Origin of the sequence: Seonamhaeicola sp. S2-3, from assembly GCF_001971785.1 — a bacterium.
GTDB lineage: Bacteria > Bacteroidota > Bacteroidia > Flavobacteriales > Flavobacteriaceae > Seonamhaeicola.
Genome location: NZ_CP019389.1, coordinates 3,691,897 through 3,718,084, shown reverse-complemented (window position 1 = coordinate 3,718,084; position 26,188 = coordinate 3,691,897). Strand labels below are relative to the sequence as shown.

The window sequence follows — 26,188 nt, the reverse complement described above, 5'->3', positions numbered from 1 at the left end:
ATTAAATTATATTTGTCCTGTTTTCAATAACCATGAAAATGGGATTTTTTTATGATAAATTATAACGGTACTATTTTAGAAAATAACAAGGTTATTTCTACTGAAAATAGAGGCTTTGCCTATGGCGATGCACTTTTTGAAACTATAAAAGCAAGCCATGGTAAAATATTATTTTTAGAAGATCATTATTTTAGATTAATGGCTTCTATGAGAATTATGAGAATGGAAATTCCTATGAATTTTACTATGGAATATTTAGAATCTCAAATGCTTTTAACTTTAGAAAAAAATAATCTAATGCAGGCTGCTGCTAGAGTAAAATTTACCGTTTTTAGAGAGGAAGGAGGTTTGTACACACCATCAAATAACAATGTTAGCTTTGTAGTAGCTGTTAAACCTTTAGAAGATGATTTTTACACCTTAAGTGATGATTTTTATGAAGTAGATTTGTTTAAAGATTATTACCTATCTCCAAGTTTATTATCAACCTTAAAAACTAATAACAAAGCATTAAATGTGGTTAGTAGTATTTTTGCAAAAGAAAACAAACTAAATAACTGTTTAATTTTAAATACCAATAAACATGTTGTAGAAGCCTTAAATGGTAATGTGTTTTTAGTAAAAGGGAATGTTATTAAAACCCCACCAATTTCTGATGGTTGCTTAAAAGGTATTATGCGAAAACAAATTATAGATATTCTTAGTAAAATACCTAATTATGAAATTGAAGAAGCATCGGTTTCGCCTTTTGAGATTCAAAAAGCTGATGAAATTTTTATTACCAATGTCATTGTGGGTATTCAGCCAATATCAAAATACCGAAAGAAACAGTTTTCAACAGGAGTTGCTAAAGAAATAATAGGGAAGTTAAACGCTAAAATAAGATTAAATTAGTTGTAATTTGGGTTTTCTGGTGCGTTAGACCAAATACTATATTCACCACCAAATTCTAACATTTTTTCTTTCCAGAAAGATTTGTAATCTTTTTCTATAATGTTCTTTTTATAAATATTTTCAGTAACTACCCAAGAGTTGGCTCTAAGTTCGTCTTCTAACTGATAGGCACTCCATCCAGAATATCCTAAAAAGAACTTAATATCTCTCTCGTCTATACTTTGGTTAGCAATAAGTTCTGCTACTTTGTTAAAATCGCCTCCCCAATATATACCTAAAGATATTTCAATACTGTTTGGTATTAAATCGGGTATTTTGTGAATAAAATATAGGTTGTCTTGCTCTACAGGTCCGCCATTGTAAACTTTAAAATCAGACTTAATTTCAGGAACTAGTTCATTAATAGTATAATCTAAGGGCTTATTTAGAATAAAACCTATAGAACCTTCTTCTTCTGAATAGTCTGCAATAAGTACAATAGAACGATTAAAAGAAACATCACCAATTATGGAAGGCTCAGCGATTAACAAATTTCCTTTTTTGGGCTTTATTGTAATCATGCTTTTTAATGATTTAGTAATTAAATCTAGTATTTATTTATTAAAAAAGCAACTATTTACCAATGTGAAACAAAAAAGCCTTCAAAATTTGAAGGCTTTTTAATGTTATAATAAGTTGTTAACTAATTAGTTTACAGCGTTTGATAAATCTGCACCAGCTTTAAATTTAACAACATTTTTTGCTTTTATTTTGATAGTCTCACCAGTTTGTGGGTTTCTTCCTTCTCTAGCAGCTCTTTTAGAAACTGACCAAGAACCAAAACCAACTAAAGAAACTCTGTTACCTTTTTGTAAAGCACCTTCTATTTCTATAAGAGCACATTCTAAAGCCTTTTTAGCAGCTGCCTTAGTAATTCCTGCATGTTCTGCCATAGCATCGATTAAATCTGTTTTGTTCATAATATAAAGTTTAATTATTAATAAATTGGTTAAACAATTTTGTTAAATCCTCTACAAATTTATACGGATTATGTAATCACGCAAGTAATAGCAAGGGAAAAACCCATATTTGTTAATAACTTAGGGTATTTGTTAATAAAGGTAGTGTATTTCACCGATATTTTTCTAATATCACTGTTAGTAAGGGTTTAGAGCATTTTGGCATTTTTTTCTATAGAATAGCCATTTAGTAAAGCTCCTACATGCATTGTACGTTTACCCGGAAGTTTTATTTCCTTCACTAATATATACCCATTTTTAACAGCTACTTTTAATTGGTTTTTGGTTGAAATAATGCTGCCAACCTCCATAGTGTGGGGTTCTATTTCTTTTTCTACCTCATAAATTTTAACATCTAATTGGTCATCACCATTAATTAGTGTACACCAAGCGGCTGGATACGGACTTAAGCCACGTATTAAATTGTAAATATTATCAATGGTGTCATTCCAATTTATTTTACAATTGTCTCTATTGAGTTTGTGAGCAGTTTTAATGGCATCGGTATCAACCTGAGGTGTAGTTTTAACGGTGCCATTTTCAATTAAAGCAACGGTTTTTAAAACCAATTGGCTACCAATAGTCATTAATTTATCGTGTAAACTACCTGCATTTTCTTTGGGGTCAATGGCAACGGCTTCTTGAAGAATCATTTCACCAGTATCAATTTTTTCATCAATAAAAAATGTTGATACACCCGTTTTTGTTTCGCCATTAATAATAGCCCAATTAATAGGGGCAGCACCACGATAGTTTGGTAACAACGAGGCGTGTAAATTAAACGTACCATATTTGGGCATTTGCCAAACTACTTTAGGTAACATTCTAAAAGCTACTACAATTTGAAGGTTGGCGTTAAGTGCTTTTAGTTCTTTTAAAAAAGATTCGCTTTTTAAATTGGTAGGCTGCAGAATATTAAGGTTGTTTTCTTTAGCATATTTTTTAACAGCACTTTCATTAAGCTTTCTGCCTCTACCAGCAGGTTTGTCTGGGGCTGTAATTACCCCTACAATGTTATAATCATTATCTACTAACGTTTTTAAGGTGGCAACAGCAAAATCTGGAGTTCCCATAAAAACAATACTTAAATCTTTCATGATGGATTTAATTTATAGGTGTTTGTTTTTGTAATTGTAATAATATGATGCTCTAACAAAAGTTTTAATGTAGTTTTTAAATCTTTTTCAGAGCAATGTAATTTTGAAACGATAGCTCTGGATGATAAATCGCCTTGTTCTAAGAGTTCAATAATACGGTTTTTTAATATGTTGTAATCAACTTTTTCGGTCTTTTTTTTAGTTGAAATACACACGGAACAAATACCACAAGGGGCTAATTCTTTTTCGCCAAAATAGGAGAGAAGTTGCATGCTTTTGCAAACACTATCATTTTCTATATAATCTAAGATAGCTTTAACTTGACCTTGTTTTATATGGTTTTGTTGTTTTACAGTAGGGGCAATTCTATTAATAGTTTTTTCATCTTCCCTAGGTTCAATAAAAGTTATTTGTGCATCTGTTTTGGCTAAATTAAGGTTAATAACGTGGTCTTTTTCTAACCTTTGTAATGCATTAATTAATGTAGCTTCTGTAACCGATGCTTTTTCTGCTACTTTAAGTGTATTTATTTTGGTTTCGTAATCAAAAATACCGCCATACATTCTAAGCATAGATTTAACTATGATGTTTAAATCTGGATGATGATCTAAATAATTAAAAATAGCAGTGTTAGACATAATAAATTGTACAGTAACCTTGTTTTTAAACTGTTTAGAAAGATTAATAATGCTATTTCTATCTAGTATTAGAATGGCATTGTAACATAAAACAGAACTAAATTTATAGGTTTTACAAAAGGTGTTAAAGTTAAAATCATACGTAGTGTATGCGCCTTCACCATATGATATTTGAAAGTAATTACACAGTTTTCGGTATACTTGTTTTATAAAATCTACCGTAGGTAAAACATTTAAAAACTGGTTTTTAACTAATTGTAAATCGCTATTATTTTTTAAAATAACAGCAAAAGATTTTTCACCATTTCTTCCTGCTCTTCCTGCTTCTTGAAAATAACTTTCAATACTTTCGGGTAAATTTATATGAATTACGGTTTTTACATCGGGTTTATCAATCCCCATTCCAAAAGCATTTGTAGCAACCATAACTTGTTTTTGGTTATTTAACCACGCTGCCATATTGGTTTCTTTTTCGGCATTTGAGAGTCCGCCATGATAATAAGTAGCAGTAATGTTTTTAGAATTTAAAAAAGAACTAATTTCTAAGGTAGATTTTCTATTTCTAACATATACAATAGATGATTGCGTATATTTTTTTAAAATGGTTTCTAACCTGTAATATTTATCATTTTCATGATAAACCATGTACCCAATATTGGGTCTTAGAAAGGATTGTTTAAAGATTTTAGGTTGAATAAAATCTAGTTCTTTAATAATATCTTCTACTACTTCCGTTTTGGCCGAAGCCGTTAAAGCTACAACATTTACAGAAGGTTGAAGCTGCCTTAAAAGTGCAATGTTTTTATAAGCAGGCCTAAAGTCATTACCCCATTGAGAGATACAATGAGCTTCATCTACAGCAATAAGGTTTACATGCATTTGCCTAATACGATCTTGTACCAACTCTTGTTGTAAACGCTCTGGCGATAAATATAAAAACTTGTAATTGCCATAAATACAATTATCTAAAAGCGTATCTAAATCGTTATGAGAAATACCACTTGTTATGGCTAAAGCTTTAATACCCTTGTTGTTTAAGGTTTGTACTTGGTCTTTCATTAAAGCTATAAGTGGCGAAATAACAATACAAATACCTTTTTTTGCTAACGCTGGAATTTGATAACATAACGATTTGCCTCCACCAGTGGGTAAAAGAACAAAAGTGTCTTCTCCTGCAATAACCGATTCTATAATGGCTTCTTGGTTATTTTTAAAAGAAGTAAAATGCCAATAACGCTCTAATATGTTAATTGGGTGCTCCATAAGTCATTAAAGCGAATTTAGAATAAAATCGGTACGTTCTTTTACAGTTCCAAAGGGTACATCTATTAAATTGTAATTGTAAGATTGATAGGTGTTTAAAAGGTGTTCGTGAATTTTTAATGCCTGTTCAAAATTTTCATAACGTTCATTATCGCTAGTGTAAATAGCTTCCCAAGGTTTTAAAATAAAGGCACTATCATAAGTGCTGTTATTGCATACATCAACAAAATGTTGCGGATAAGTATCACCAATAAAATCCATATAGGCTAGCACATCGTGAACACCTCGGTCTAAAAAAACAAGCTCAGAATCGGCATTTAAAGCGTCAATAAATTGTTTGTGTCTGCCATGTAAAAGGCGTTCACTAAACAATAATGGGTTTGTTAAAAAAAGCTGCTCTATACCCTCTTTTTGAGCCTCTCGGGTAACTTGTCTTGATATTTCTTCAAAACAATAAAACCCTCTTTTAATAAGTTCATTTATAATAGTAGATTTTCCAGTTCCAGGCCCTCCTGTAATTACAACTTTTTTTGCTCTCAATGCCTTATAATTTATCTGTAAAAATCGGAATTTACAATTGATAAAAAAAATAGAATTTAAATCTACGTAATTTAAATTATCGTCAAAATATAAGGAGAAGCTAATTTTTATAACCCAAGCCTACATGAAACATTAAAAAAACAACAAAATAAATTCATGAAAGTGTATATTTGCAGCATATAAAATAGCTATGGAAGCATCACAAAAATCAGAAGAATTTTATAATAAATTAAGAGGGCAGCTTTACGAAACTACCAGTTGGCCAGCAGAATATTTATATAAATTCATTGTAAAATCAGATATTAAAAAAATAGCAAAAATAGAAGCTATATTTAATAATATGGGCGCTGTTATTAATACGGTTGAGTCTAAAAACGGTAAATACACCAGTGTATCTGTTAATTTATTAATGAGAGACCCAAACAGCGTTATAGAAAAGTATAAAGAAGTTGCAGAAAAAGTTGAAGGCGTTATAAGTCTTTAGAATTTTTTTGTATTTTGCAAAAGCATAAATAACTACGTGCATAAATTTTAATTCCACACAAATATTTTGACAAATACTTTAGAATACAATACAGAACGGGAGCACTTAATTATTCCTGAATATGGTCGTCATATGCAAAAAATGATAAACCATGCTAAAACCGTTGAAGATAGAGAAGAACGTAATAAACTAGCTAAAGCCATTATATCTGTAATGGGAAATATGCAACCTCATTTACGAGATGTTCCAGACTTTCAGCATAAACTTTGGGATCAGCTGTTCATTATGTCTAATTTTGAATTAGATGTAGATTCTCCCTATACAAAACCAACCAAAGAATTATTAACAGAACGCCCAGAGCCTTTAAAATACCCACAAAATCATCCAAAATATCGTTTTTACGGAAACAATATAAAAACCATGATTGATGTGGCAAATACATGGGAAGAAGGCGAACTTAAACAAGCCTTGGTTTATACTATTGCTAACCACATGAAAAAGTGTTTTTTAAATTGGAATAAAGACACTGTTGAAGATATTGTTATATATGACCATTTATTTGAATTATCTGATGGGAAAATAAACCTAAGAGACTCAGAAGAAGATCTATCAGATGCTTCAAGCTTAATAAGAACTAAAACCAAGTATTCTGGCAAAAAGCACCATAAAAAGAACAGACAAAGAAAACGCTATTAATTAAAGCATGGGAGTATTTAAAATAGAAGGTGGTCATCAGCTTAAAGGAAGCATACAACCACAAGGTGCAAAAAACGAAGCATTACAAATTTTATGTGCTGTTTTACTAACTCCAGAAAAAGTTACCATTAATAATATACCAGATATTGTTGATGTTAATAAACTTATTAATCTGCTAAAAAAATTAGGTGTTAAGGTTGAAAAACTTTCAAAAGGCACTTACTCATTTCAAGCAGATCATCTTAACCTAGAATATTTAGAATCTGACGAATTTAAAATTGATGGTCGTGGTTTACGTGGTTCCATAATGATTGTAGGCCCCTTATTGGCACGCTTTGGTAGAGGTTATATTCCAAAACCTGGTGGCGATAAAATAGGACGCCGTAGGTTAGATACCCATTTTGAAGGTTTTATAAAGTTAGGAGCTAAATTTGGTTACAGTAAAGAAGACCAGTTTTATGGTGTAGAAGCCAAAAAACTTAAAGGTACTTATATGTTACTAGAAGAAGCCTCTGTTACAGGAACCGCTAATATTGTTATGGCAGCGGTTTTGGCTGAAGGACAAACCACTATATATAACGCGGCTTGCGAACCTTACTTACAACAGCTTTGTAAAATGCTAAATAGAATGGGAGCCAAAATTAGTGGAGTGGGCTCTAATATGTTAATTATTGATGGTGTTGAAAGTTTAGGAGGTACAGAGCACACCATGCTACCAGACATGATTGAAATTGGTAGTTGGATTGGTTTAGCGGCAATGACCAAAAGCGAATTAACCATTACCAATGTCTCTTGGGATGATTTAGGATTAATACCAAATGTGTTTAGAAAATTAGGTATTACCGTTGAAAAACAAGGCGATGACATTCATATACCAGCGCATACCAATGGCTATGAAATACAAAGTTTTATAGATGGATCTATTTTAACTGTTTCTGATGCACCGTGGCCTGGGTTTACACCAGATTTATTAAGTATAATTTTGGTAGTAGCAACCCAAGCAAGAGGTAGCGTTTTAATCCATCAAAAAATGTTTGAAAGCCGCTTATTCTTTGTAGATAAACTAATAGATATGGGGGCTAAAATTATTTTGTGCGATCCGCATAGAGCTACTGTAATAGGGCATGATTTTAAATCTACTTTGAAAGCAACTACTATGACCTCGCCTGATATTCGTGCTGGTGTATCCTTACTTATTGCAGCCTTATCTGCTAAAGGAACATCAACTATAATGAATATAGAACAAATAGATAGAGGTTACGAAAATATAGATGAACGTTTACGTGCTATTGGTGCTAAAATTGAACGTTTAGAATAACTATTCTTAAAGTACTTAAAAACAAAACGCCTCAATTTTATTGAGGCGTTTTGTTTTGGTTAAAGTGTATATTGATTTATACATTTCTACCTTTTAAACGCTTTTCAATTTTTTGTTTTATTACTGTTAAACGTTTCATTAAGTCCATAAGTTCAGGATCTTTATTTTCTTTATAAACATTGTTTATTTCTAAAATAAGAGCCTTTACTTCACGAGACGATTCAATACGCTCGCTAGTAGTTTTAAAAGTGTGTTTGCGTTGCTCAAACTCCAAAGCTTTATCTATCAATTCCATAATCATTTTCAATTATTAATACTAATTACAATAAATTTTATTGTATTTTCACAATATAACAAAATTTCCCAAACTTATGTTTTTTTATAGTATTTATTGTACGAAATTAAATATTTAACCTTTTTTTATAATTATTCACTTAAATAGATTACTTAATTATGTTGTAGCAGATTTTTAGTTTTGGTATTCTCCAAACAATGCTATTAATTTTTTCTGGCGATAATTAAAGATTTCTTCTAATTTAGGTTTTACTAAAATAGGGTGGAACAGTTGGCCAATAAATCCTAAAGGCAGTTTATAATCAATGATATCTTCCATTTCAACACCGCCATCAATAGGTTTTAAAAAGTGCTTATGATGCCACAGGGCATAAGGGCCAAAACGTTGTTCATCAACAAAATAAACCTGGTCTTTACAATGAGTAATTTCTGTAATCCATTTGGTTTTAATTCCTAATACAGGTGTTACTATATATTGAATTATTTGACCAGCATACATGGTTTTATCTGCTCCAGATAGAATGTGAAACCCCATGTAATTGGGTGTTATTGTTTTTAAGTTTTTTGGATTACTTAGAAAATCCCAAGCTTCAGTAACTGAAATTGGGAACTTTTGAGTTTTATGTAGGGTGTAAATTTTCATGTTAATTTTTAAAGAAAATATAGCCATTAAGAGATGAAGCTATTAATAGCCAAATAAAATAAGGTATAATGAGTAGGGTGGTGGTGCCTAAAGTTTTCTGGTATAATACCATAAATATACTTACAACAGCGGTAAGCATGAGGATTACAATAAATCCAATCCCTATTAAATGCCTATTAAAAAACACGTAATTCCAACTTACATTTAATAAAAACTGAACAATAAACAGTATAATAACTTCGGGTTTGGGGTGTAACTTGTATAGATAGGCCATGAAAATTGAAAAGCACACCATAATAGTAAACCAAGCAGCTCCAAATACCCACCCAGGTGGCGTCCACGGTGCTTTGTTTAATGATAAATACCAGTCTTTTTGAGGGCCACCTGCCATGAGCCAATTACCTAAGGCAAGGGCTAAAAAATTTATAATTAAAAAAACAATGATGTATTTAGTCAAGTTGTTCATGTTTAAGAGATTTTATTTGAGCTGCAACTAATTGGGCTTTTGCATACGTTTCATCACTAGCAGCTCTATTAACAGATGATAGTTGATGCCATTCTTGCATAAGCTTTTTGAATTTAATTTCTAATTTTTCTTTTTTAGATTTTCTTTTAAAAAATGAGAACATATCAATATATTTTTTGGTTTTTATAAATGTTTAATAATGTTTTTACTTAATGGTTTGGTATAAGGCAAATAGAAATCAATTAAGTTACCATTTGGGTCTACTAAGTATTTTTGAAAGTTCCACTTAACGCTAGAGTTTGTTTTACCGTTGTTAATTTTTTGGGTTAACCAAGTGTATAAAGCGTGTTGTTTTTTTCCTTTAACATCTATTTTTTCAGTAATTAGAAAACTAACACCATAATTAATTTCGCAAAACGATTTTATTTCTTCTGTATTACCAGGTTCTTGTCCTCCAAATTGATTACAAGGCACACCAATAACTTGTAAATTATCGCTGTAAGTTTCATGTAGTTTTTGCAAATCTTGGTATTGTGGTGTAAAACCGCATTTAGAGGCAACATTAACAAACAGTATATACTTTCCTTTAAATTTAGATAAATTTATAGGGCTACCATTAAGAGCATTGATGCTAATATCATAAATAGAATTAACAGGTAGTTTATGAGGCTTTTTTTTGTTGCCAAGGGTGGCTATAAAAGTTTTGAGTACATCCATTATATTTAAATTTTAAAACTTACTATACCACAATCCATTTCAAATATTTGCCCAGAAATAGATGTATTTTTATCAGATATTAAAAATAGCGCCATATCAGCTACTTCAGTAGGGGATAAGAATTTTTTAAGAGGGTGCCGTTTCTTAATATTTTCAATCATCTTGTCATTCCTAAGTAGTTTTGATGCCAATTGTGTATTGGTAATTGTTGGGGCTATGGCATTAATTTGAAATTTGGGAGCTAATTCTGCACCTAAAGATTTCACTAAACCTTCTACAGCAGATTTTGCCACAGCTATACTGGCATGAAAAGGCATGCCTAGTTTAGTTGCAACAGTACTAAACATGAGAATTGAGGGAGCATAGGCGTTTTTAAGAATGGGTAAGTATTTTTGAATGGCTTTAACAGCACCAAGGACGTTTATTTCAAAATCATTTTTAAAATCATCAATAGATAACCTAGAAATAGGTTTTAAGTTTATACTTCCGGGACAATAAATTAATGTATCTGCATTCTTAATATTAGGGAGTTCATCCTGAGTAACATCGCAGCTAAAATGAGTTAAATTTTTATGTGCTAGTTCAGGAGATGTTCTACTTATGTTTATCACTTTGCAGAAAGTAAGAAGTTTGGTAATTATAGCGTTACCTATGCCTTTGCTTCCGCCAATTACAATAATTGTTCTCATTGTATCCCGGTCTTTTAATTTGTTGACTTAAATAGATATATGACCTTTTAATCGTTTTTCTACCTTTCTTTTAATAGTGGTTAAGCGCTTCATGATATCCATAATTTTCTCATCTTTTTTTTCTTTATATATTTGATTTAAACCTAAAATGAGCGCTTTGGCTTCTCTTGAAATTTTAACACGATCACTTGTTGAAAGCGATCTTAATTTTCTTTGTTCAAATTCTAAAGCTTTGTTTATTATATCCATGTGTTTAATTATTTTTTAATTTAGTTATAATATTATTAATTGGTAATAAATTAACTGTATGCAAAAGAGGTGGCTCTACTTTAATTTTCTACGTATGCCAGTTTATTAATCATACCAGAGAAAATTAAGCCATGAAATGGCCATACAGAGTACCAATACAACCTGCCCCAAAGTCCGCGCGGTCTAAAGGTTGCTGTTTGTTTAAGTTTATTTTCTTCTATTTTAAATTCTAACCAAGCTTCTCCGGGTAAACGCATTTCGGCATATAGCAACAGCTTTTGTTGCTTTTTATTAGCAAAAATAACACGCCAAAAGTCTAAAGCATCTCCAGCGTCTAGTTGGTTGGGGTTAGTACGTCCGCGCCTTAAGCCTATACCACCAAAAAGTTTGTCAATATAGCCTCTAGTACGCCATAAAAAATTACCGTAGTACCAGCCGTTTTTTCCACCAATGCTCCAAATTTTATTAATGGTTTTTTCTGCATTCATGATGGGGCGCTCTTTATAATCTGTAAAGCATCCAAATTTGGGAACATTCACGTATTGGTGTAAACGGTTTCTTAATTTGCCACTACTAACCATAGAATCTTTCCAACTAGACACAATACTATTTTGCTCAATTTTTTCAAAAGCTAGTTTTACGGCCGCTTTGTATGTAATTGGATTAACATCTAAAATGGTATTAATGTTGCTTGGTTTACCTATAATTTGTACGCCCATACTAGCTACCAAAGTAGTGGCTAGCTTGTAAGACGTTGAGGTTACAAAATAAAGCCAGTAAGAAGATAATTTAGGCGTCATTACTGGTACGGTTAAAATATATCGTTTTAAACCTCGTACTTCGGCAAATTGCAGTAACATTTCTTTATATGTAATTATTTCTGGGCCAACAACATCATACGTTTGGTTAAATACGTTTTCATTTCCTGCGGCTCTAAATAAAAAGGTTAAAACATCTCTAACAGCTAAGGGCTGTGTTTTGGTATCTAACCATTTTGGAGCTACCATAATGGGGAGTTTTTCAACTAAATCCCTAATAATTTCAAAAGAAGAACTCCCTGAACCCACTATGATGCCTGCTTTAAAAATGGTTAAAGCATAGTTTTTAGATTTTAATATATCTTCTACATTTTTTCTAGATTGTAAATGCTTAGAAAGATAATCTTCATTGGTTATACCACTTAGGTATATAACTTGTTTTGTTTGTGTGGTTTCTATGTAATTTTTAAAGTTAACAGCACATTGTGCTTCTAAAGCCCCAAAATCTTTGGAAGAGTTTGACATAGAATGAATTAAATAATAAGCAACATCTATATTCTGGGGAATGTTTTTTAGTGTTTTAAGGTTTAAAAAATCAGCTTCAATAACTAAAACATTTTGGTCTTCTATGTAACTTTTATCGGCACGTAATTTATCGCGAACCACACAAACCACCTTATGCCCTTGGTTTAATAACAAAGGTATTAAGCGTTTGCCTATGTAGCCGGTAGCTCCTGTTACTAGAATAGTCATTTATTTTGTATTAATGCCTTGGGGTTTTTGCATCCGTAGCGTTATTTTTAATTTTTGTTAAGTATTATAATTTTAAGTAGTTGTTTATTTTGATGTTTTGCGCTTTTAAATCGAACATTAAATTATACAAACCAAAAAATGTTCTATTTATATAAATGAAATGTTTAGAACCACGGTTACCATTCATCTTTTTTAAATCGGTATTTTTAGAATAGCGTTCTCCTAATTGTGCGATTTTCCCAAAGAAATCTGCATTAGAAAAGTCGAAATTTTCTTGATGAAAAGGTTGGGTAAACAAACTTAGCATCTCGTGAAACATATTAGTAAAAAATTCTTTTTCTTCTTTAGAATCACTAGCTTTTAAAATTTCTAGCTCATGAAGTTTAGCTATAAAAAAATCGGGATTAGCAATGTTTTTTTGTTTTGCTAATTCAAAATAAGGGATGTAAAATTCAACCGGAATAGATTTCATGCACCCAAAATCTAAAGCTATTAATTCACCTTTTTTAGAAATTAGAAAATTCCCAGGATGTGGATCTGCATGTACCTTTTTTAAATTATGAATTTGGTACATGTAAAAATCCCAAAGGGCTTGTCCTAATTTATTTGCAGTATCTTGATTGGTATTGTGCAATGTAAATTCTGAAAGGTGTTCGCCATCCATATAATCCATGGTAATAATACGTTCAGAAGATAATGCTTGGTAATATTCAGGAAATCTTAAATTGTTAATGTGGGTACAAGCGGAGGCAATTTCTTTGCTTTGTTGCAGCTCTAAAATATAGTTGGTTTCCTCAATAAGTTTATGCTCTACTTCTTTGAAGTATTTATCAGAATCTTTTCCTTTAATATTAAACATACTCATGGCAACAGGTTTAACCATGGCTAAATCTGATGCAATACTTTTTGCAACTCCTGGATATTGGATTTTCACAGCAAGTTTTTTCCCATTCTTAGTTGCTATGTGCACCTGACCGATGCTTGCAGCATTCACAGAAGTTGCATTGAAAGTATCAAATAATTCATTGGGGTGTTTACCAAAATATTTTTTAAATGTTTTTATAACTAGAGGAGGCGATAAGGGTGGTACAGAAAACTGGGCTAGAGAGAATTTCTCAACATAAGCCTGAGGTAAAATACTTTTTTCCATGCTAAGCATTTGAGCCACTTTAAGAGCACTGCCTTTTAATTGTTTTAACCCGTTGTAAATGTCTGACGCATTTTTTTTATTTAAACGCTTTTTTGCTTCTTCTTCGGTATTTACAATTTTATCGCCATAATATTTTAAATAGTTTACACCAACTTTTGCACCGGTAGAAACCAATTTGGTTGCTCGTTGAATTTTAGATGTGGGTATATTATCAATGGTTTTCATAGTAGTTTAATTCATTTGAAATTGCTCCTTAAAAAGAAATTTACCCAAGTCTATAACACTTTTTAATGGAGCTACATCTAAAACATCAAATGTGGTGTTTACAGATTTCTCTATAAATACATCGGTTTTTTCAAATGAAACAGAAGTATCTTCTAACCAAAATTTTATGGTTATTAAAAGTTGTATCCACGCCGATTCTTTTAAGGCGCTATCTTGGAGTTTTTCTAACTGTTCTTGTTTAACATCTAGTGTTTGTATGTCTAATTCACCCACATAGTTTGTGTAATGTTGTTTTAGACCACTTAGTGTTTTTAAGCCCTTAAAAGAGTTTTTATGTTTATTTAAAATAAGTTTAATATAACTTCTGTTAGCGGTTAGATTTTCAAAAAAAGTGTAATAAAAGCTTAATAGTTTGTTTCTTGCATCAAAAGCATTATAATCTTCACTACTATTTAAAACCTTAATTGTATTTGTAGAGAACGTTTCAAAAATATCTTTCTCAATGGCTTCAAAAGAAGCAAAATACTTGTAGAATTCGGCTTCATTAAAGCCATTTAGTTTAGCAAAAGTATACACAGAATTAGGATTAGCATTATGCTCTAGAACATAGTTCATAAACTGCTTAATAATATCTTGCTTTGAAATTCTTTTTTTATCAGACATGAAAAAATATTTACTCAAATATACTGTTTGTTTAATTAATAACCAAAAAAGTTAAACAAAATAATTTATATGACTATAAGTAAATTCTATCATAAATGGTCTTAAAAGGCACTTAAATACTATCAATACTGTATTGTTTGAATTTAAGCTAGTTAAGGATGTATCAATTATAAAGCGTTTTAAAACAACTACTTTTAAGCTTTTATTAACATTAACCAATGCTATAATCCTTAATTTTAGACAAGCAAAACCTAATTATTAAAAAACTAAAACAATGAAAAAATTACTATTACTTTTAATCACATGTGTTACCGTGTATTCGGTTCAGGCTCAAGTAAAAGCACCACAACCTAGTCCTACGGCTAAATTAGAGCAAAAGGTAGGTTTAACAGATATTACTATTGAATATTCTAGACCAGGAGTAAAAGGAAGAAAAGTATTTGGCGGTTTAGTACCTTACGGAGAACTGTGGCGTACAGGTGCAAATAAAAATACAATAATTACCTTTAGTACTAATGCTACCATAGATGGGCAAACATTAAAAGCGGGTAGTTACGCTATATTTACCAAACCAGGAGAAGAGTCTTGGGAGGTTTATTTTTATAAAGACACCAACAACTGGGGGGTACCAAAAGAATGGGATGAAACTAAAGTAGCCTTAAAAACCACTGCAAAATCGTATCCAGTTCCTTTTAATGTAGAAACCTTTGCTATGGATATTAATAATATTACCAATAACGGCGGGCACCTTGAATTCATTTGGGAAAAAACCTATGTAGCAGTACCATTTACCGTTCCTACAGATGAGGGCGTTTTGGCAAGTATAAATGAGGTAATGGGCGGACCAAGTGTTAACGATTATTATGCAGCAGCAACTTATTATCTAGAATCTAACAAAAACATTGAAAAAGCAATGGAATGGATTGATAAAGCTGTAGAAATGACTAAAGACCAACCTCGTTTTTGGATTTTAAGAAAACAAGCCTTAATTCATGCCAAGGCAGGAGATAAAAAAGGAGCCATTGCCGCAGCAAAAGCATCTTTAAAGTTAGCAGAAAAAGAAGGTAATAAAGGTTATATAAAAATGAATCAAGACTCTCTAAAAGAATGGGGAGCGCTGTAGTTTTTGTAGCTTTAAAATAAACATAGCGCAACTTTTAACGTTGCGCTTTTTTTTGTAATAATTTGGGCGTTACCCTATCGGGTCGGGCTTTACGTTACAAGTCCTCGTTCGTACCTCACTGTGGGCTTTTCACTGCAATCCCTAACGCGGGCATGTTTGCTAACGGTATTTTAAAATATTAGTAAGTATCATCTAAAAAGAAAATCTCTTCAACAGACTTTCTAAAAAAGCTTCGCTATTTTTAATAATACTACCGTAGATGGTACATATTTATTCTTTTCCATGGCGTTTTATGTTTAATCAACACACCAAAGAATTTAAAATTACTTAAGTAAATTAATAGTTAATAATGAAGATTAATAATGTTTCTAACATCATCAAGTAGTTTAATAAGGTTTCTGCTAAAATCAAATGTCATCACATCACTTTCGGTCTTTCCTTGCCTTAGTAACTCATTAAAATGAATAGTTTCGTAGTTATAGCCAATGGTATTATAACCAAAGTCTTTAGTAACATCTTTTCCATTTAAAGTTATAGTTACAGTAGAAGGCGCATGAAACATAGAATTAATTTTAATAGTTCCTTTTTCGCAATAAAATGTAGCTTCGGTTGGGGTATCTTCAACTAAGGTACTTTTTAGCAATGCAGTGGCACCATTTTCGTAATTAAAAGTCATACGGCATGACGAGTCGGCACCATTTTCAAAATAAGTAGCATCAGCTTTAATATTTTTAGGCATACCTAAAGTTGATAATGCTGAAAAAATAGGGTAAATACCAATATCTAATAAACTACCGCCGCCAAGGTTTTTATTAAAAAGGCGCGCATTGTTATTAAATGCTCTGTAGAAACCAAAATCGGCTTTAAGTTTTAAAATTTCACCGTAAGTTTTATTGTTTAATAAATCTAAAACATATTGGTAATGCGGTAAAAAATAGGTCCAAAGCGCTTCCATTAAAAGCACGTTCTTTTCTTTAGCCTTAGCTATCATTTCATTCACTTCATTGCTATTCATAGCAAAGGGTTTTTCGCATAAAACTGCTATACCATGTTCTAAACAAAGTAAAGTGTTTTCTTTATGAAGTGCGTGTGGAGTAGCTATATAAACAGCATCTATATTATTATCTTTCACCAATGCTTCATAGCTAGCATAGGCTTTTTTAGCATTATATTCATATGCAAAAGCATCTGCTTTTTCTTGTGTTCTAGAAGCAACTGCGTATAACGTTGCATCTTCTATAGTAAGTAAATCTTTGGCAAATTTATTGGCAATATTTCCGCAGCCAATAATGCCCCAGTTAATAACCTTATTTTTCAATTTCTTTGTTGTTTAAGTTAAACGATTGAAGTAAACAAGCTATGGCAATTACAATAATACAACCCACAAAATTGAGCCATAAAAAAGGCAAATTTATTATTTCATATTCATTTAAAAAATAAAGCGCAATGATAATTACTTGTGTAATTAAGGCACTTATAAATACAGCATTGCCTTTTACAAATTTAAAAAAGAATGCTAATAAAAATATACCCAAAACATTACCGTAAAATATAGAGCCAATAATGTTTACAAGCTGAATTAAATTTTCGGCAAGATTAGCAACACAAGCAACCCCAATGGCTAAAATACCCCAGATAAATGTAAACCAACGCGATGCTTTAACCTTTTCTTTTTCTGTTTTTTCACCACTATTTCTAATGTATAAATCTATGGTTGTGGTAGAGCCTAATGCATTTAATTCACTGGCAGTACTAGACATGGCTGCACTTAAAATAACCGCTAATAATAACCCTATTAGTCCGCGAGGAAGGTTATTTAAAATAAAATGAATAAACACATAATCTTTATCGTTGCTTTCAACTTTTATATTGTTTTCTTTAGCAACTTTATCAATAAGTAATTTAGCTTCGTTTCTAATATCATCATTAGCCTCATTAGCAAATGCTATATATTGAGCTGCTTTATCATGAGTATTGTTAATGAAAGAATGTATAATTTTCTGTTTATCATTAAAAATACTTTTTTGTTCTTCTTGGAGAGCTTTAAAATCGTCTGCATAATCAGAATTTAAAATCATTTCAGTAGCAGTGGGATTAAAATTAACAGGAGCTTCATTAAACTGGTAAAACACAAATACCATAACACCCACCAACAGAATAAAGAATTGCATGGGCACTTTTAATAAACCATTAAAAATGAGACCTAACTGCATTTCTTTTACAGATTTACCAGATAGGTAGCGTTGCACTTGACTTTGGTCGGTTCCAAAATAAGAAAGCATTAAAAATGTACCGCCAATAATACCGCTCCAAAAGGTGTATCTGTTATTTAAACTGAAAGAGAAATCTAAGATTTCCATTTTACCGCTAGCTCCAGCAATGCTTAATGCTTTTGTGAAGGTAATATCTTCTGGAAGTTTACTAAAAATAATGAAAAAGGCGGTTAGCATACCAAAAAAGATAACTACCATTTGATGTTTTTGAGTAACGTTTACGGCTCGGGTTCCGCCAGAAACCGTGTAGATTATTACTAAACACCCAATAACAATATTTAGAGTTAATAAATCCCATCCTAATACAACCGATAGAATTATAGCAGGAGCAAAAATGGTGATGCCCGCAGCTAACCCACGTTGAATTAAAAATAAAATAGCTGTGAGGGCTCTGGTTTTTAAATCGAATCTTCTTTCTAAAAACTCGTAGGCTGTATATACTTTAAGTCTGTGGTATAAGGGGATAAATACCATACAAATTACTACCATAGCTATAGGCAACCCAAAGTAGAATTGTACAAAACCCATACCATCATTAAAAGCTTGTCCTGGTGTTGAAAGAAAGGTAATAGCACTAGCTTGTGTTGCCATAACCGATAAACCAATAGTCCACCATTTTGATTTATTGCCGCCTCTTAAATAATCTTTTACATTTTTACTACCTCTTGTTTGCCATGTTCCATAGGATACAATAGCTAATAGTGTGATGCCTAAAACAATCCAATCTATCCAATTTAGTTGCATATTAAAAGGCTTTCATGACTAGGTAAAACAAAATGAAATAAAAGGCATTAGCTATTAAAACAATAGAGTAGAGTTTAAGCCAAGGTTGTTTTGGTTGGTTTTCTTTTGCCATAATTAATCGTTTAATTTAGCTTCAAGTTTAAGGTCTTTTTTTCCTAAAGAAAGCATGTTAGCAAAGAGGCGGTAAGCCCCCGATACACCCGCGGGAAACTCTCTAAAAAAGCTTAAACCGGTATAAATATAATACCCTTTTCCATGTTTAGCTACTAATAAACTTCCGTTTTTTGGGCTTTCATTTTTATCATGCATAGACAGGATAGGTGTGAATTCTTTTCCCCATGCATTAGGGAAATATAAACCGCGTTCTTGGGTCCAACCATCAAAATCTTGTTGTGTTATTTTATTGGGGAAGTTAAGCACCTCATGTTTTGGGTTTAAAAAGGTAACGTTGGCGTTTTCATCGGTTACTCTATCTCGTGATAACATTAAATGATATGGCGCTAATTGTTTTGTTTTTAACCTGTGCGATGTATTGTATTGCACAATCATATTACCGCCTTTAGCAACAAAATCAAATAGCGTTTGCTGTTTAAAATCTAACGCATCTAAAGTATTGTAGGCTCTAATACCAACAACTACGGCATCAAAATTACTTAATAATTCGGCTGTTATTTCTTCGGTTTTAATAATGCGTACATTATAACCAATTTGCTCTAAACTTTCAGGAACTACATCGCCTGCACCATGTATATAAGCAATATTTTTACCTCGTTTTTTAATATCTAAGCGTACTACTTTGCTTTCACTTGGCAGTAAAACAGTTTGATGAGGAATATGCTCATAACTTATATCTATCAATTCTTTAGTGTAACTTTTATCTCCAACATGAACTATGGGGCTAATAAAACCTTCGCTTTCATTTTTAGGAGGAATTACGGTAAACACCAAGGTTTGCTCTTCGCCTTTATGTTTTATAGAAACTTTTTGGTTTTTAGGGTAAACGCTCCAACCATCAGGATGACAAATTTCTACATAGCCTTCTAAATTATTGCTTCCTGATTTTACAATTACTGAAACATCTTGTTGTTTGTCATTGTTGAAAATGATAACTTTTTCTGAAATTTTAACTGATGCTTCGGGGATAATTTCAAACGGACGATACAATTCGCCTTTGTCTGGTTTTGAATAACGGTAAATAACGTCTTTTTCAAAATTAATAGTGTATCCATCAAAATCTAACACAAAATTAGCTTGAAGCGCTCTTTTGGTTTCAGGGTTTCCAATAAGGGTTTTATCATCAACTTTATACATACCCAAAGTACCTTTTTCATTTAACCAATACGGATTGGTAGTTGCGGTATTTTTAGGGATAATACTATTAAAAGTATATGTGAATTTTTTATTGTTTTGAAGTGAAACATCAGTATTTTCTTGTTGGTTTAAAGGCGCAATTTTGATACTTTTTAGTGTAATATTGGCGGTGCTTCTATTTAAGGCTTCAATGTTTATTTTAACGTTGTTATTAGCAGCAATTGCAGGTGTTGATGCAGATGCTTCTAGATACAAACCAGCACACATTTCAATAATATGTTTCAGTTCTTTGGTTTTTATTGTTTTCCAATGCTGGTCATCAATGTTTTGAAGTAATTTATATGCCTTTATTAACTGTGGTAAATGAGTAGAAGGGTTTGTGAAATTAAAGTTGTTTTCAACTTCGTATAGTATATTTCCAATAGCTTTACCGCCTTTTATACGATTCCAAGAAGTGTCAATGCCCGAAAAAATATCATCTCCTTCGGGAGCTTCACCTTTTATAAACTCGATATATTCTTTTTGAGACCCTCTTTGTGATAATTTACCAAAACCTTGACATAGGTGTTGGCTTCTGGCAATATCAGCAATTTCATTATTTGACAAACCTTTAAGCGGATAATACACCCCAATATCAAAACTTATCATATTGCTTTTGTCTAATTTATCAAAGTTTTCTTGACTGCCATAGCGCCACCAACTCGTGTTGTAAAATAAACGTTTTGGCTGCCAGGTACTGGCATAATTTAACATGTTTGGATATGCGTTTTTATCGCCTGCAAGATCAAAAGCTTCAATACTCAATAATGCTGAAGCAGTATGATGCCCGTGAGTTTTACCTGCTCTTTTATGGTCAAACCGGTTTATAATTACATCTGGTTTAAACTTTCTTATGGCTAAAACCACATCGCTTAACACTTGTTCTTTATCCCAAATAGAGAGTGTTTCTTCGGGGTGTTTAGAATAACCAAAATCATTGGCTCTAGAGAAAATTTGTTCGCCGCCATCAACGCGTCTTGCTGCTAAAAGTTCTTGCGTTCTTATAACGCCTAAAAGTTCTCTAATTTCAGGGCCAATAAGGTTTTGCCCACCATCACCTCTTGTGAGTGATAAATAAGCAGTTCTTGCTTTTATGTGGTTAGACATGTAGGCAATTAAACGTGTATTTTCATCATCTGGGTGTGCTGCAACATATAATACAGAACCCAAAAAATTTAATTTTTGAATAGATTCGTAAATTTTTGATGATGATGGTGTTACGGGTTTTTGGGCTAACACGTTAATTTGAGAAATTATAACAAAGCCTAAAAGGAGCAAATATTTTCGCATAGTTTTTATTTAGCTAAGTCTCAAATATAAACAAAGAAACCAGCCATAAGACTGGTTTTAATCTTTATTTAACAGTATTTAACAATAGGGTGTATTAGTTAAACTTTATTTAAAGTTTTCTCTTTTTTTGATGTTTTGGGTATAAGGGTTTTTGGTTCATCGTAAAAAAATAGTTGTTGTATTGAATCCATGCGTTTCATCATGTTTTCAATGTGTTTATTATGGTTTTTAAATCCGTTATAGAAAAAGTTTTCTGGATAAAAACCACCTGTAATTGAGTCTTTTCCAAAAAAATCATCAAAAAAAGAGTCATCAAAAAAAGAATGATTGTTAAAATGTTTTTGAAATTTTAGTTTGAGGCTATCGCTTAATTTTCCATTTGAAGAATAGCTGTAAGAGTAAATAGAATCATAACGTATTAAGTTGCCAAATTCATCATATTCTTTATTTACGGTAATGTTTTCATCTGGCTTAATTTTAGTGTCTTCTGCCTGTTTTTGTTTGTTTTGTCCTGAACAATTAAAAAATAAAAGACAAAACAATGGTATAAGCTGCAATGTTTTCATCTTGTTTTATTTTTAAATTATACATGCTTTAACAAGGGCGTAAACTCAAAAAATATACCAAATAAAACCCTAGTATTTATTGCATTTTTTTAAGTGCCAAAGTGACATAGATAAAAGAATAGTAAAGTAGGTTGTTGTAACTAAACTAAAGCCATTTTTTTCTTTTGAAATAGAATAATAGCACTAAAAAAACAATAACCATTAAGCCCCAAATAGCAAAGTAACCGTATTTAAATTCTAACTCTGGCATGTATTTAAAATTCATTCCGTAAACGCCAGCAATAAAGGTGAGTGGTATAAAAATAGAAGCCATTATGGTAAGTACTTTCATAACTTCGTTCATTTTATTGCTAATACTTGTTAAGTACATACTCATTAACCCACCAATAATTTCTCTATGAAGCTCAATGTTTTCTGTAATTTGGGTTAGGTGGTCATAAATATCTTTAAAATAGGTTGAGGTTTGATTTTGAATTAAATTGGTTTCGTTTTTTACAATTTTAGAAATAACTTCGCGAAGCGGAAAAACGGCACGCCTAACTCTTAAAATTTCTCTTTTTAAATCTTGAATGCGAATACTTAAATTATCACTTGATTTGTTGGTGAAAACATCGGTTTCTAGGTCTTCTATTTTATCACCTAAAACTTCTATAACGTTAAAATAGTGATCTACAATAGCATCAATTAGGGTGTAAAGTAGATAATCTGAAGCCATACTTCTTATTCTGCCTTTTGCATTTTTTATGCGGTCTCTTATGGGGTTAAATACATCACCTTCAGCTTCTTGAAATGAGAATACATAGTTTTTTCCTAGGATGAAACTTACTTGTTCTGAAACTAAATTATGAGAATTATTGTAATAAAGCATTTTTAAAACTAGAAATAGATAGGAATCATGATCATCTAACTTTGGTCGATGAGAAATGTTTACAATATCTTCTAGTGCTAAGTGGTGTATATCAAAGTGTTTCCCTAAAGTTTCAATAGCATTAACGTGGTTTAATCCGTTTAGATTAATCCATGTAACGGTTTCTGTATGTTTATATTCAAAACAATCTTCAATGTTTGTTAGTTGTTTTTCAGTATAGGTGTCTTTGGTAAAATCAAACGCTTCTAAAAATAATTTTTCTTTAGGTCGTTCACCTGTGTAAACTACACTACCAGGAGCTTGACCTAACTTTTTTTTAGAGCGGTATAATTTTTTTCTTACCATTTAGTTAAAATACATAAATATTTAATTTTTATTATACTGAATCTGATCCGTCATCAGAAGAAATATCATCAATGGCATCTTTTTGAATTAGGGTAACTGCTTTTTGAAGCATTAAGTTATTTGGATAAGTAACCAAGTCTCCATTTTCTAATTTTAAATGTAGTTGGAAGGCTCTAATATCTTCAATAATAGCTTTAATAGGGAAATCTTTATCGTGTATTTCAATCTTATCTCCAACTTTGTATGGAAAATTAAAAAACATAATAATGCCCGATGTTACGTTGCTTAAAATGGACCAAATAGCAAATAAAGCAATACCTAAAATGGCAAAAACCGAAGAAAAAATAACCGCTAAATCTTTAAATTCTGCTCCAAAAACAAAGGCTTCTATAAGAACCGCAAGTAAGAGTAGTGATACTGTAACATATCTTTTCATTAACCTAACTCTGGCAATATTAATATTGTTTTTTTTAGCTACTTTAGTTATTGTAAAATAAGAAATTAGCCTTATAATAAATAGTGAAGCAAGTATGATTCCAGAAATAATGAGCTCATTTTTATAAGTTTCAAAAAACATATTTGTTGTTTTTAAAAGTATGTAACAAATATACAATGATGATAATTATAATTTTTAATTTAGTTGAAGAGTATCCCTAAGATTTTCGTGAACTTTCATTTTTTTATTCCAATAGTCTGACTTTATAGTTTTTAATAAGGTTGCTTTGGTGGTTAAATTATTAGCTTTAGCCCCAAAACCACTTTTAAAGGTTTCTTCCCAGCCTAAAATTTTATGAGGAAAATCTGGAGTAAAATAAATGACTAAAGTTCTGTTTAAATTTGGGTATTGAATGGTATAAGTATTATTGGTTAATTTGGCATTGGCTTTATATGCTTTAATATCAATGTGTTTAAGTCTGAAATATTCAAATGAAGGAATTATTTCCAGTACACCGGTTGGTAAAGATTTTGGGTTTAAGCGCAATTGCGTCCATAGTTCATTTTCTAAAATGGATTTCTTTACCGATATATTTTGGTCTTCTTCTCCTTCAAAATAAGAGTGTAAGGTGATATCAAAATCATTTCTGTTATTAAGTTGCATATAACTGTGGCTACACCATTCTTGCATAGATACAGAAACCTTTAAGGCATGTTGGTTATTTAAAACAGGATAAAAGGTACTTTGCATGATTGAATAGGGGTAAATACCTGTATTAAAAGATTTAGTAGTGTTTAATTTTAAAATAGAAATATTGTTTGGGTTTTGAGAATCTGCCTTTACTTGTGCTTTAGGTAAAAAATCTTCGGTAACATAAATAAGTACAGCATTACCTTGCCTGATTTCACCATACCTAGCTTGTTCTAATTTGTAGGATGAAATTTCAGCCTCACCTGCATACCAGTAATCTTTAAATGCTTTTGAAAGCGATTGTTGTGCCGTATTGTTTTTAGGTTTTACAGGGCTTTCAACTATCTCTTTTTTTGGGGTGGTGTGCTTGCAAGAGTTAACAGCAACTGTAAAACCTAATATAATGATAAGAGCGTAGTGGTTTAAAACCTTTTTCATGTTAAAAAATTTAATTATAAATTTACGAACTTATAAGGCGTCTACAATATCATTTAACGTTTTGTAAACAAGATGCACGGGTAATCCCATTACATTAAAATAAGAGCCCTCAATTTTTGTAACACCAATTTCACCAATCCACTCTTGAATACCATAAGCTCCTGCTTTATCAAAAGGTTTATAGGTGTTTATGTAATACCATATTTCATCATCGGTTAGTGCTTTAAAAGTTACTTTTGTAATGTTGTGTAATGTTTTGTTGTAGTTTTTATTGGTGAAACAAACCGATGTAATGACTTCGTGGGTATTGTTGCTTAATGACTTTAAAATTGAAAAAGCTTCGTCTTTGCTTCGTGGTTTTCCTAAAGCGTCATTATTATGCCAAACAATGGTATCACTGGTTATTAAAATATCATTGTCTTTTAAATCATCTTTAAAAGGAAGTGCTTTAAGTTGCGCTAGGTAATCGCTTATTTCAAAATGGGTTAATCTATTTGGGTGTTCTTCTTTAACAGGTTTTAATCTAACTTCAAAATCTAATCCTAAACCTTTAAAAAATGCTTGCCTTCTGGGGAACCCGAAGCTAAAATTATGTTGTAATTTTTTAGTTTTTCTTTAAGCATACATGTATAAAAGTAGCGAAAGTATTCCTAATAACATCACAAATTTAAGCATGTTACTTATATGATGAAACTGCTTTTTAGTTTTTGCATTAAATGTTTTAATTGAAATATAAATAAGAGGTGCTATAACAGCTATTAAAAAATATATTACAGCTATTTGATTCTGGTAAATTTTATAAACCACATAATATATCACTGCAATAACTGCCATTAATGATAATGCAAATAAGATATTAGAGGCACGTTCTCTACCAATGGCTATAGGTAGTGTGTTCATACCCGCTTTATAGTCGCCATCAATGTCTTCAATATCTTTAGCTATTTCTCTTATTAAATTTATAATGAATGCAAAAAATGCGTAGTTTAAAATAACTTTAAAGTACACCAATTGCAATTGCTGATTTTGTGGCGTTATATTGGGCAGCAATTCAAAAATACCAACAATTAAAATACTTAAGCCAACTAAAATAGAGATAACTATATTGCCAATTAGAGGTGTTTGTTTTAAATAACTAGCATATGTATAAAGTAAAACCGATATGATTATAAATATTGAAAAGAAAGCACTTTTGCCAACTAAATAAGATAAATAATACCCTAAACCAACCCCAATGATGTTTAAAGCAATAAATAGATTAAATGCATTTTTTTCTGAAATAGATTTACCTACAATTACTTTATTGGGTTTGTTTACTAAATCGGTTTCAACATCATAAATATCATTAATAATATTGCCAGCAGCAGCAATGCAAACAGTGGCTAGAATTAAAATAACTATACCTAATTCATTTAAAGCAGTGTTAATACCAAACGATGCTAAAAAGGCATATTTTATTAGTAATTGCGTAAATGCAATTATAAGTAAGTTTTTCCATCTAATTAGGTTTAGAAAGTTCAATGTTTAAGA

General features: G+C 31.3%; 28 protein-coding genes and 1 pseudogene. 5 read left to right on the top strand and 24 right to left on the bottom strand.

Annotated elements, in window-relative coordinates; all coding sequences use genetic code 11:
• Nucleotides 1-51 precede the first annotated feature (51 nt).
• The gene (locus BWZ22_RS16275) at nucleotides 52-894 is read left to right on the top strand and encodes an aminotransferase class IV (protein ID WP_076702102.1); all 843 of its coding nucleotides are present in this window, start codon (nucleotides 52-54) and stop codon (nucleotides 892-894) included.
• Here the strand turns inward: BWZ22_RS16275 and BWZ22_RS16270 are convergent.
• The 5 genes from BWZ22_RS16270 to BWZ22_RS16250 all read right to left on the bottom strand — a co-directional run bounded on the left by BWZ22_RS16270 (nucleotide 891) and on the right by BWZ22_RS16250 (nucleotide 5,430).
• Nucleotides 891-1,454 (bottom strand): YqgE/AlgH family protein, encoded by a 564-nt coding sequence (locus BWZ22_RS16270; RefSeq protein WP_076702100.1) that lies wholly within the window; start codon nucleotides 1,452-1,454, stop codon nucleotides 891-893. The two genes, BWZ22_RS16275 and BWZ22_RS16270, sit on opposite strands and share 4 nt — an antisense overlap.
• Nucleotides 1,455-1,580: 126 nt before the next feature.
• Nucleotides 1,581-1,853 (bottom strand): HU family DNA-binding protein, encoded by a 273-nt coding sequence (locus BWZ22_RS16265; protein ID WP_076702097.1) that lies wholly within the window; start codon nucleotides 1,851-1,853, stop codon nucleotides 1,581-1,583.
• 188 nt (nucleotides 1,854-2,041) lie between these two features.
• Complete coding sequence (gene fmt / locus BWZ22_RS16260; RefSeq protein WP_076702095.1) at nucleotides 2,042-2,989, bottom strand: methionyl-tRNA formyltransferase; 948 nt, start codon at nucleotides 2,987-2,989, stop codon at nucleotides 2,042-2,044.
• The gene (locus BWZ22_RS16255) at nucleotides 2,986-4,890 is read right to left on the bottom strand and encodes an ATP-dependent DNA helicase RecQ (RefSeq protein WP_076702092.1); all 1,905 of its coding nucleotides are present in this window, start codon (nucleotides 4,888-4,890) and stop codon (nucleotides 2,986-2,988) included. Before BWZ22_RS16255 ends, fmt begins: the two co-directional genes overlap by 4 nt.
• Before the next feature lie 6 nt (nucleotides 4,891-4,896).
• Nucleotides 4,897-5,430 (bottom strand): AAA family ATPase, encoded by a 534-nt coding sequence (locus BWZ22_RS16250; RefSeq protein WP_076702089.1) that lies wholly within the window; start codon nucleotides 5,428-5,430, stop codon nucleotides 4,897-4,899.
• A gap of 190 nt (nucleotides 5,431-5,620) precedes the next feature.
• Here BWZ22_RS16250 and BWZ22_RS16245 point away from each other — a divergent pair, with 190 nt between their 5' ends.
• The 3 genes from BWZ22_RS16245 to murA all read left to right on the top strand — a co-directional run bounded on the left by BWZ22_RS16245 (nucleotide 5,621) and on the right by murA (nucleotide 7,928).
• The gene (locus BWZ22_RS16245; protein WP_076702087.1) at nucleotides 5,621-5,914 is read left to right on the top strand and encodes a DUF493 family protein; all 294 of its coding nucleotides are present in this window, start codon (nucleotides 5,621-5,623) and stop codon (nucleotides 5,912-5,914) included.
• Nucleotides 5,915-5,980: 66 nt separating this feature from the next.
• Nucleotides 5,981-6,610: a DUF4290 domain-containing protein gene (locus BWZ22_RS16240; RefSeq protein ID WP_076702085.1), complete on the top strand. Its 630-nt coding sequence runs from the start codon at nucleotides 5,981-5,983 to the stop codon at nucleotides 6,608-6,610.
• Nucleotides 6,611-6,617: 7 nt separating this feature from the next.
• On the top strand, nucleotides 6,618-7,928 hold the full coding sequence (gene murA, locus BWZ22_RS16235; RefSeq protein ID WP_076702083.1) for a UDP-N-acetylglucosamine 1-carboxyvinyltransferase: 1,311 nt from the start codon (nucleotides 6,618-6,620) through the stop codon (nucleotides 7,926-7,928).
• 76 nt (nucleotides 7,929-8,004) lie between these two features.
• Here murA and BWZ22_RS16230 read toward each other — a convergent pair whose 3' ends face one another.
• The 10 genes from BWZ22_RS16230 to BWZ22_RS16185 all read right to left on the bottom strand — a co-directional run bounded on the left by BWZ22_RS16230 (nucleotide 8,005) and on the right by BWZ22_RS16185 (nucleotide 14,535).
• Nucleotides 8,005-8,223, bottom strand: a complete 219-nt coding sequence (locus BWZ22_RS16230) for a hypothetical protein (protein WP_076702080.1) — start codon at nucleotides 8,221-8,223, stop codon at nucleotides 8,005-8,007.
• Nucleotides 8,224-8,397: 174 nt separating this feature from the next.
• Nucleotides 8,398-8,865: an SRPBCC family protein gene (locus BWZ22_RS16225; protein ID WP_076702597.1), complete on the bottom strand. Its 468-nt coding sequence runs from the start codon at nucleotides 8,863-8,865 to the stop codon at nucleotides 8,398-8,400.
• 1 nt (nucleotide 8,866) lies between these two features.
• Nucleotides 8,867-9,331 (bottom strand): TspO/MBR family protein, encoded by a 465-nt coding sequence (locus BWZ22_RS16220; RefSeq protein WP_076702077.1) that lies wholly within the window; start codon nucleotides 9,329-9,331, stop codon nucleotides 8,867-8,869.
• Nucleotides 9,315-9,494, bottom strand: coding sequence for a Lacal_2735 family protein (locus BWZ22_RS16215; protein WP_076702075.1), 180 nt, complete (start codon nucleotides 9,492-9,494; stop codon nucleotides 9,315-9,317). Before BWZ22_RS16215 ends, BWZ22_RS16220 begins: the two co-directional genes overlap by 17 nt.
• Before the next feature lie 20 nt (nucleotides 9,495-9,514).
• Nucleotides 9,515-10,048, bottom strand: a complete 534-nt coding sequence (locus BWZ22_RS16210; protein ID WP_076702073.1) for a glutathione peroxidase — start codon at nucleotides 10,046-10,048, stop codon at nucleotides 9,515-9,517.
• A gap of 5 nt (nucleotides 10,049-10,053) precedes the next feature.
• A complete protein-coding gene (locus BWZ22_RS16205; protein ID WP_076702071.1) occupies nucleotides 10,054-10,737 on the bottom strand; it encodes an SDR family NAD(P)-dependent oxidoreductase in 684 nt (227 codons plus the stop codon).
• A 27-nt stretch (nucleotides 10,738-10,764) separates the two neighbouring features.
• Complete coding sequence (locus tag BWZ22_RS16200) at nucleotides 10,765-10,986, bottom strand: hypothetical protein (protein WP_076702068.1); 222 nt, start codon at nucleotides 10,984-10,986, stop codon at nucleotides 10,765-10,767.
• 80 nt (nucleotides 10,987-11,066) lie between these two features.
• Nucleotides 11,067-12,497 carry an SDR family oxidoreductase gene (locus BWZ22_RS16195; RefSeq protein ID WP_076702067.1) on the bottom strand — a complete coding sequence of 477 codons (1,431 nt, stop codon included), beginning with the start codon at nucleotides 12,495-12,497 and terminating at the stop codon, nucleotides 11,067-11,069.
• Between the two features lie 64 nt (nucleotides 12,498-12,561).
• Nucleotides 12,562-13,872 (bottom strand): AarF/ABC1/UbiB kinase family protein, encoded by a 1,311-nt coding sequence (locus tag BWZ22_RS16190; RefSeq protein ID WP_076702064.1) that lies wholly within the window; start codon nucleotides 13,870-13,872, stop codon nucleotides 12,562-12,564.
• A 6-nt stretch (nucleotides 13,873-13,878) separates the two neighbouring features.
• Nucleotides 13,879-14,535: a TetR/AcrR family transcriptional regulator gene (locus BWZ22_RS16185; protein WP_076702062.1), complete on the bottom strand. Its 657-nt coding sequence runs from the start codon at nucleotides 14,533-14,535 to the stop codon at nucleotides 13,879-13,881.
• Between the two features lie 274 nt (nucleotides 14,536-14,809).
• Here BWZ22_RS16185 and BWZ22_RS16180 point away from each other — a divergent pair, with 274 nt between their 5' ends.
• Nucleotides 14,810-15,658, top strand: a complete 849-nt coding sequence (locus tag BWZ22_RS16180; protein ID WP_076702059.1) for a DUF2911 domain-containing protein — start codon at nucleotides 14,810-14,812, stop codon at nucleotides 15,656-15,658.
• Nucleotides 15,659-16,001: 343 nt separating this feature from the next.
• On the opposite strand, the gene BWZ22_RS16175 is transcribed toward BWZ22_RS16180, so the two are convergent.
• The 9 genes and pseudogenes from BWZ22_RS16175 to BWZ22_RS16135 all read right to left on the bottom strand — a co-directional run bounded on the left by BWZ22_RS16175 (nucleotide 16,002) and on the right by BWZ22_RS16135 (nucleotide 26,179).
• The gene (locus tag BWZ22_RS16175) at nucleotides 16,002-16,976 is read right to left on the bottom strand and encodes a Gfo/Idh/MocA family protein (protein WP_076702057.1); all 975 of its coding nucleotides are present in this window, start codon (nucleotides 16,974-16,976) and stop codon (nucleotides 16,002-16,004) included.
• Nucleotides 16,966-18,675 carry a sodium:solute symporter gene (locus BWZ22_RS16170; protein ID WP_076702054.1) on the bottom strand — a complete coding sequence of 570 codons (1,710 nt, stop codon included), beginning with the start codon at nucleotides 18,673-18,675 and terminating at the stop codon, nucleotides 16,966-16,968. Before BWZ22_RS16170 ends, BWZ22_RS16175 begins: the two co-directional genes overlap by 11 nt.
• A 114-nt stretch (nucleotides 18,676-18,789) precedes the next feature.
• Nucleotides 18,790-21,315 carry a PIG-L family deacetylase gene (locus BWZ22_RS16165; RefSeq protein ID WP_076702051.1) on the bottom strand — a complete coding sequence of 842 codons (2,526 nt, stop codon included), beginning with the start codon at nucleotides 21,313-21,315 and terminating at the stop codon, nucleotides 18,790-18,792.
• A 98-nt stretch (nucleotides 21,316-21,413) separates the two neighbouring features.
• Nucleotides 21,414-21,881 (bottom strand): hypothetical protein, encoded by a 468-nt coding sequence (locus BWZ22_RS16160; protein WP_076702049.1) that lies wholly within the window; start codon nucleotides 21,879-21,881, stop codon nucleotides 21,414-21,416.
• 145 nt (nucleotides 21,882-22,026) lie between these two features.
• Nucleotides 22,027-23,094 (bottom strand): magnesium/cobalt transporter CorA, encoded by a 1,068-nt coding sequence (gene corA / locus BWZ22_RS16155; RefSeq protein ID WP_076702046.1) that lies wholly within the window; start codon nucleotides 23,092-23,094, stop codon nucleotides 22,027-22,029.
• A gap of 31 nt (nucleotides 23,095-23,125) precedes the next feature.
• Nucleotides 23,126-23,671 (bottom strand): mechanosensitive ion channel domain-containing protein, encoded by a 546-nt coding sequence (locus BWZ22_RS16150; RefSeq protein WP_076702043.1) that lies wholly within the window; start codon nucleotides 23,669-23,671, stop codon nucleotides 23,126-23,128.
• A 54-nt stretch (nucleotides 23,672-23,725) separates the two neighbouring features.
• On the bottom strand, nucleotides 23,726-24,658 hold the full coding sequence (locus BWZ22_RS16145; RefSeq protein ID WP_076702041.1) for a septum formation inhibitor Maf: 933 nt from the start codon (nucleotides 24,656-24,658) through the stop codon (nucleotides 23,726-23,728).
• Between the two features lie 30 nt (nucleotides 24,659-24,688).
• Nucleotides 24,689-25,281 (bottom strand): annotated as a pseudogene (locus BWZ22_RS16140) (Maf-like protein).
• Entirely contained in the window at nucleotides 25,274-26,179 is a 906-nt protein-coding gene (locus tag BWZ22_RS16135) for a geranylgeranylglycerol-phosphate geranylgeranyltransferase (protein WP_076702038.1), read from the bottom strand. The pseudogene BWZ22_RS16140 and the gene BWZ22_RS16135 overlap by 8 nt, the downstream one beginning before the upstream one ends.
• Between the last annotated feature and the right edge of the window lie 9 nt (nucleotides 26,180-26,188).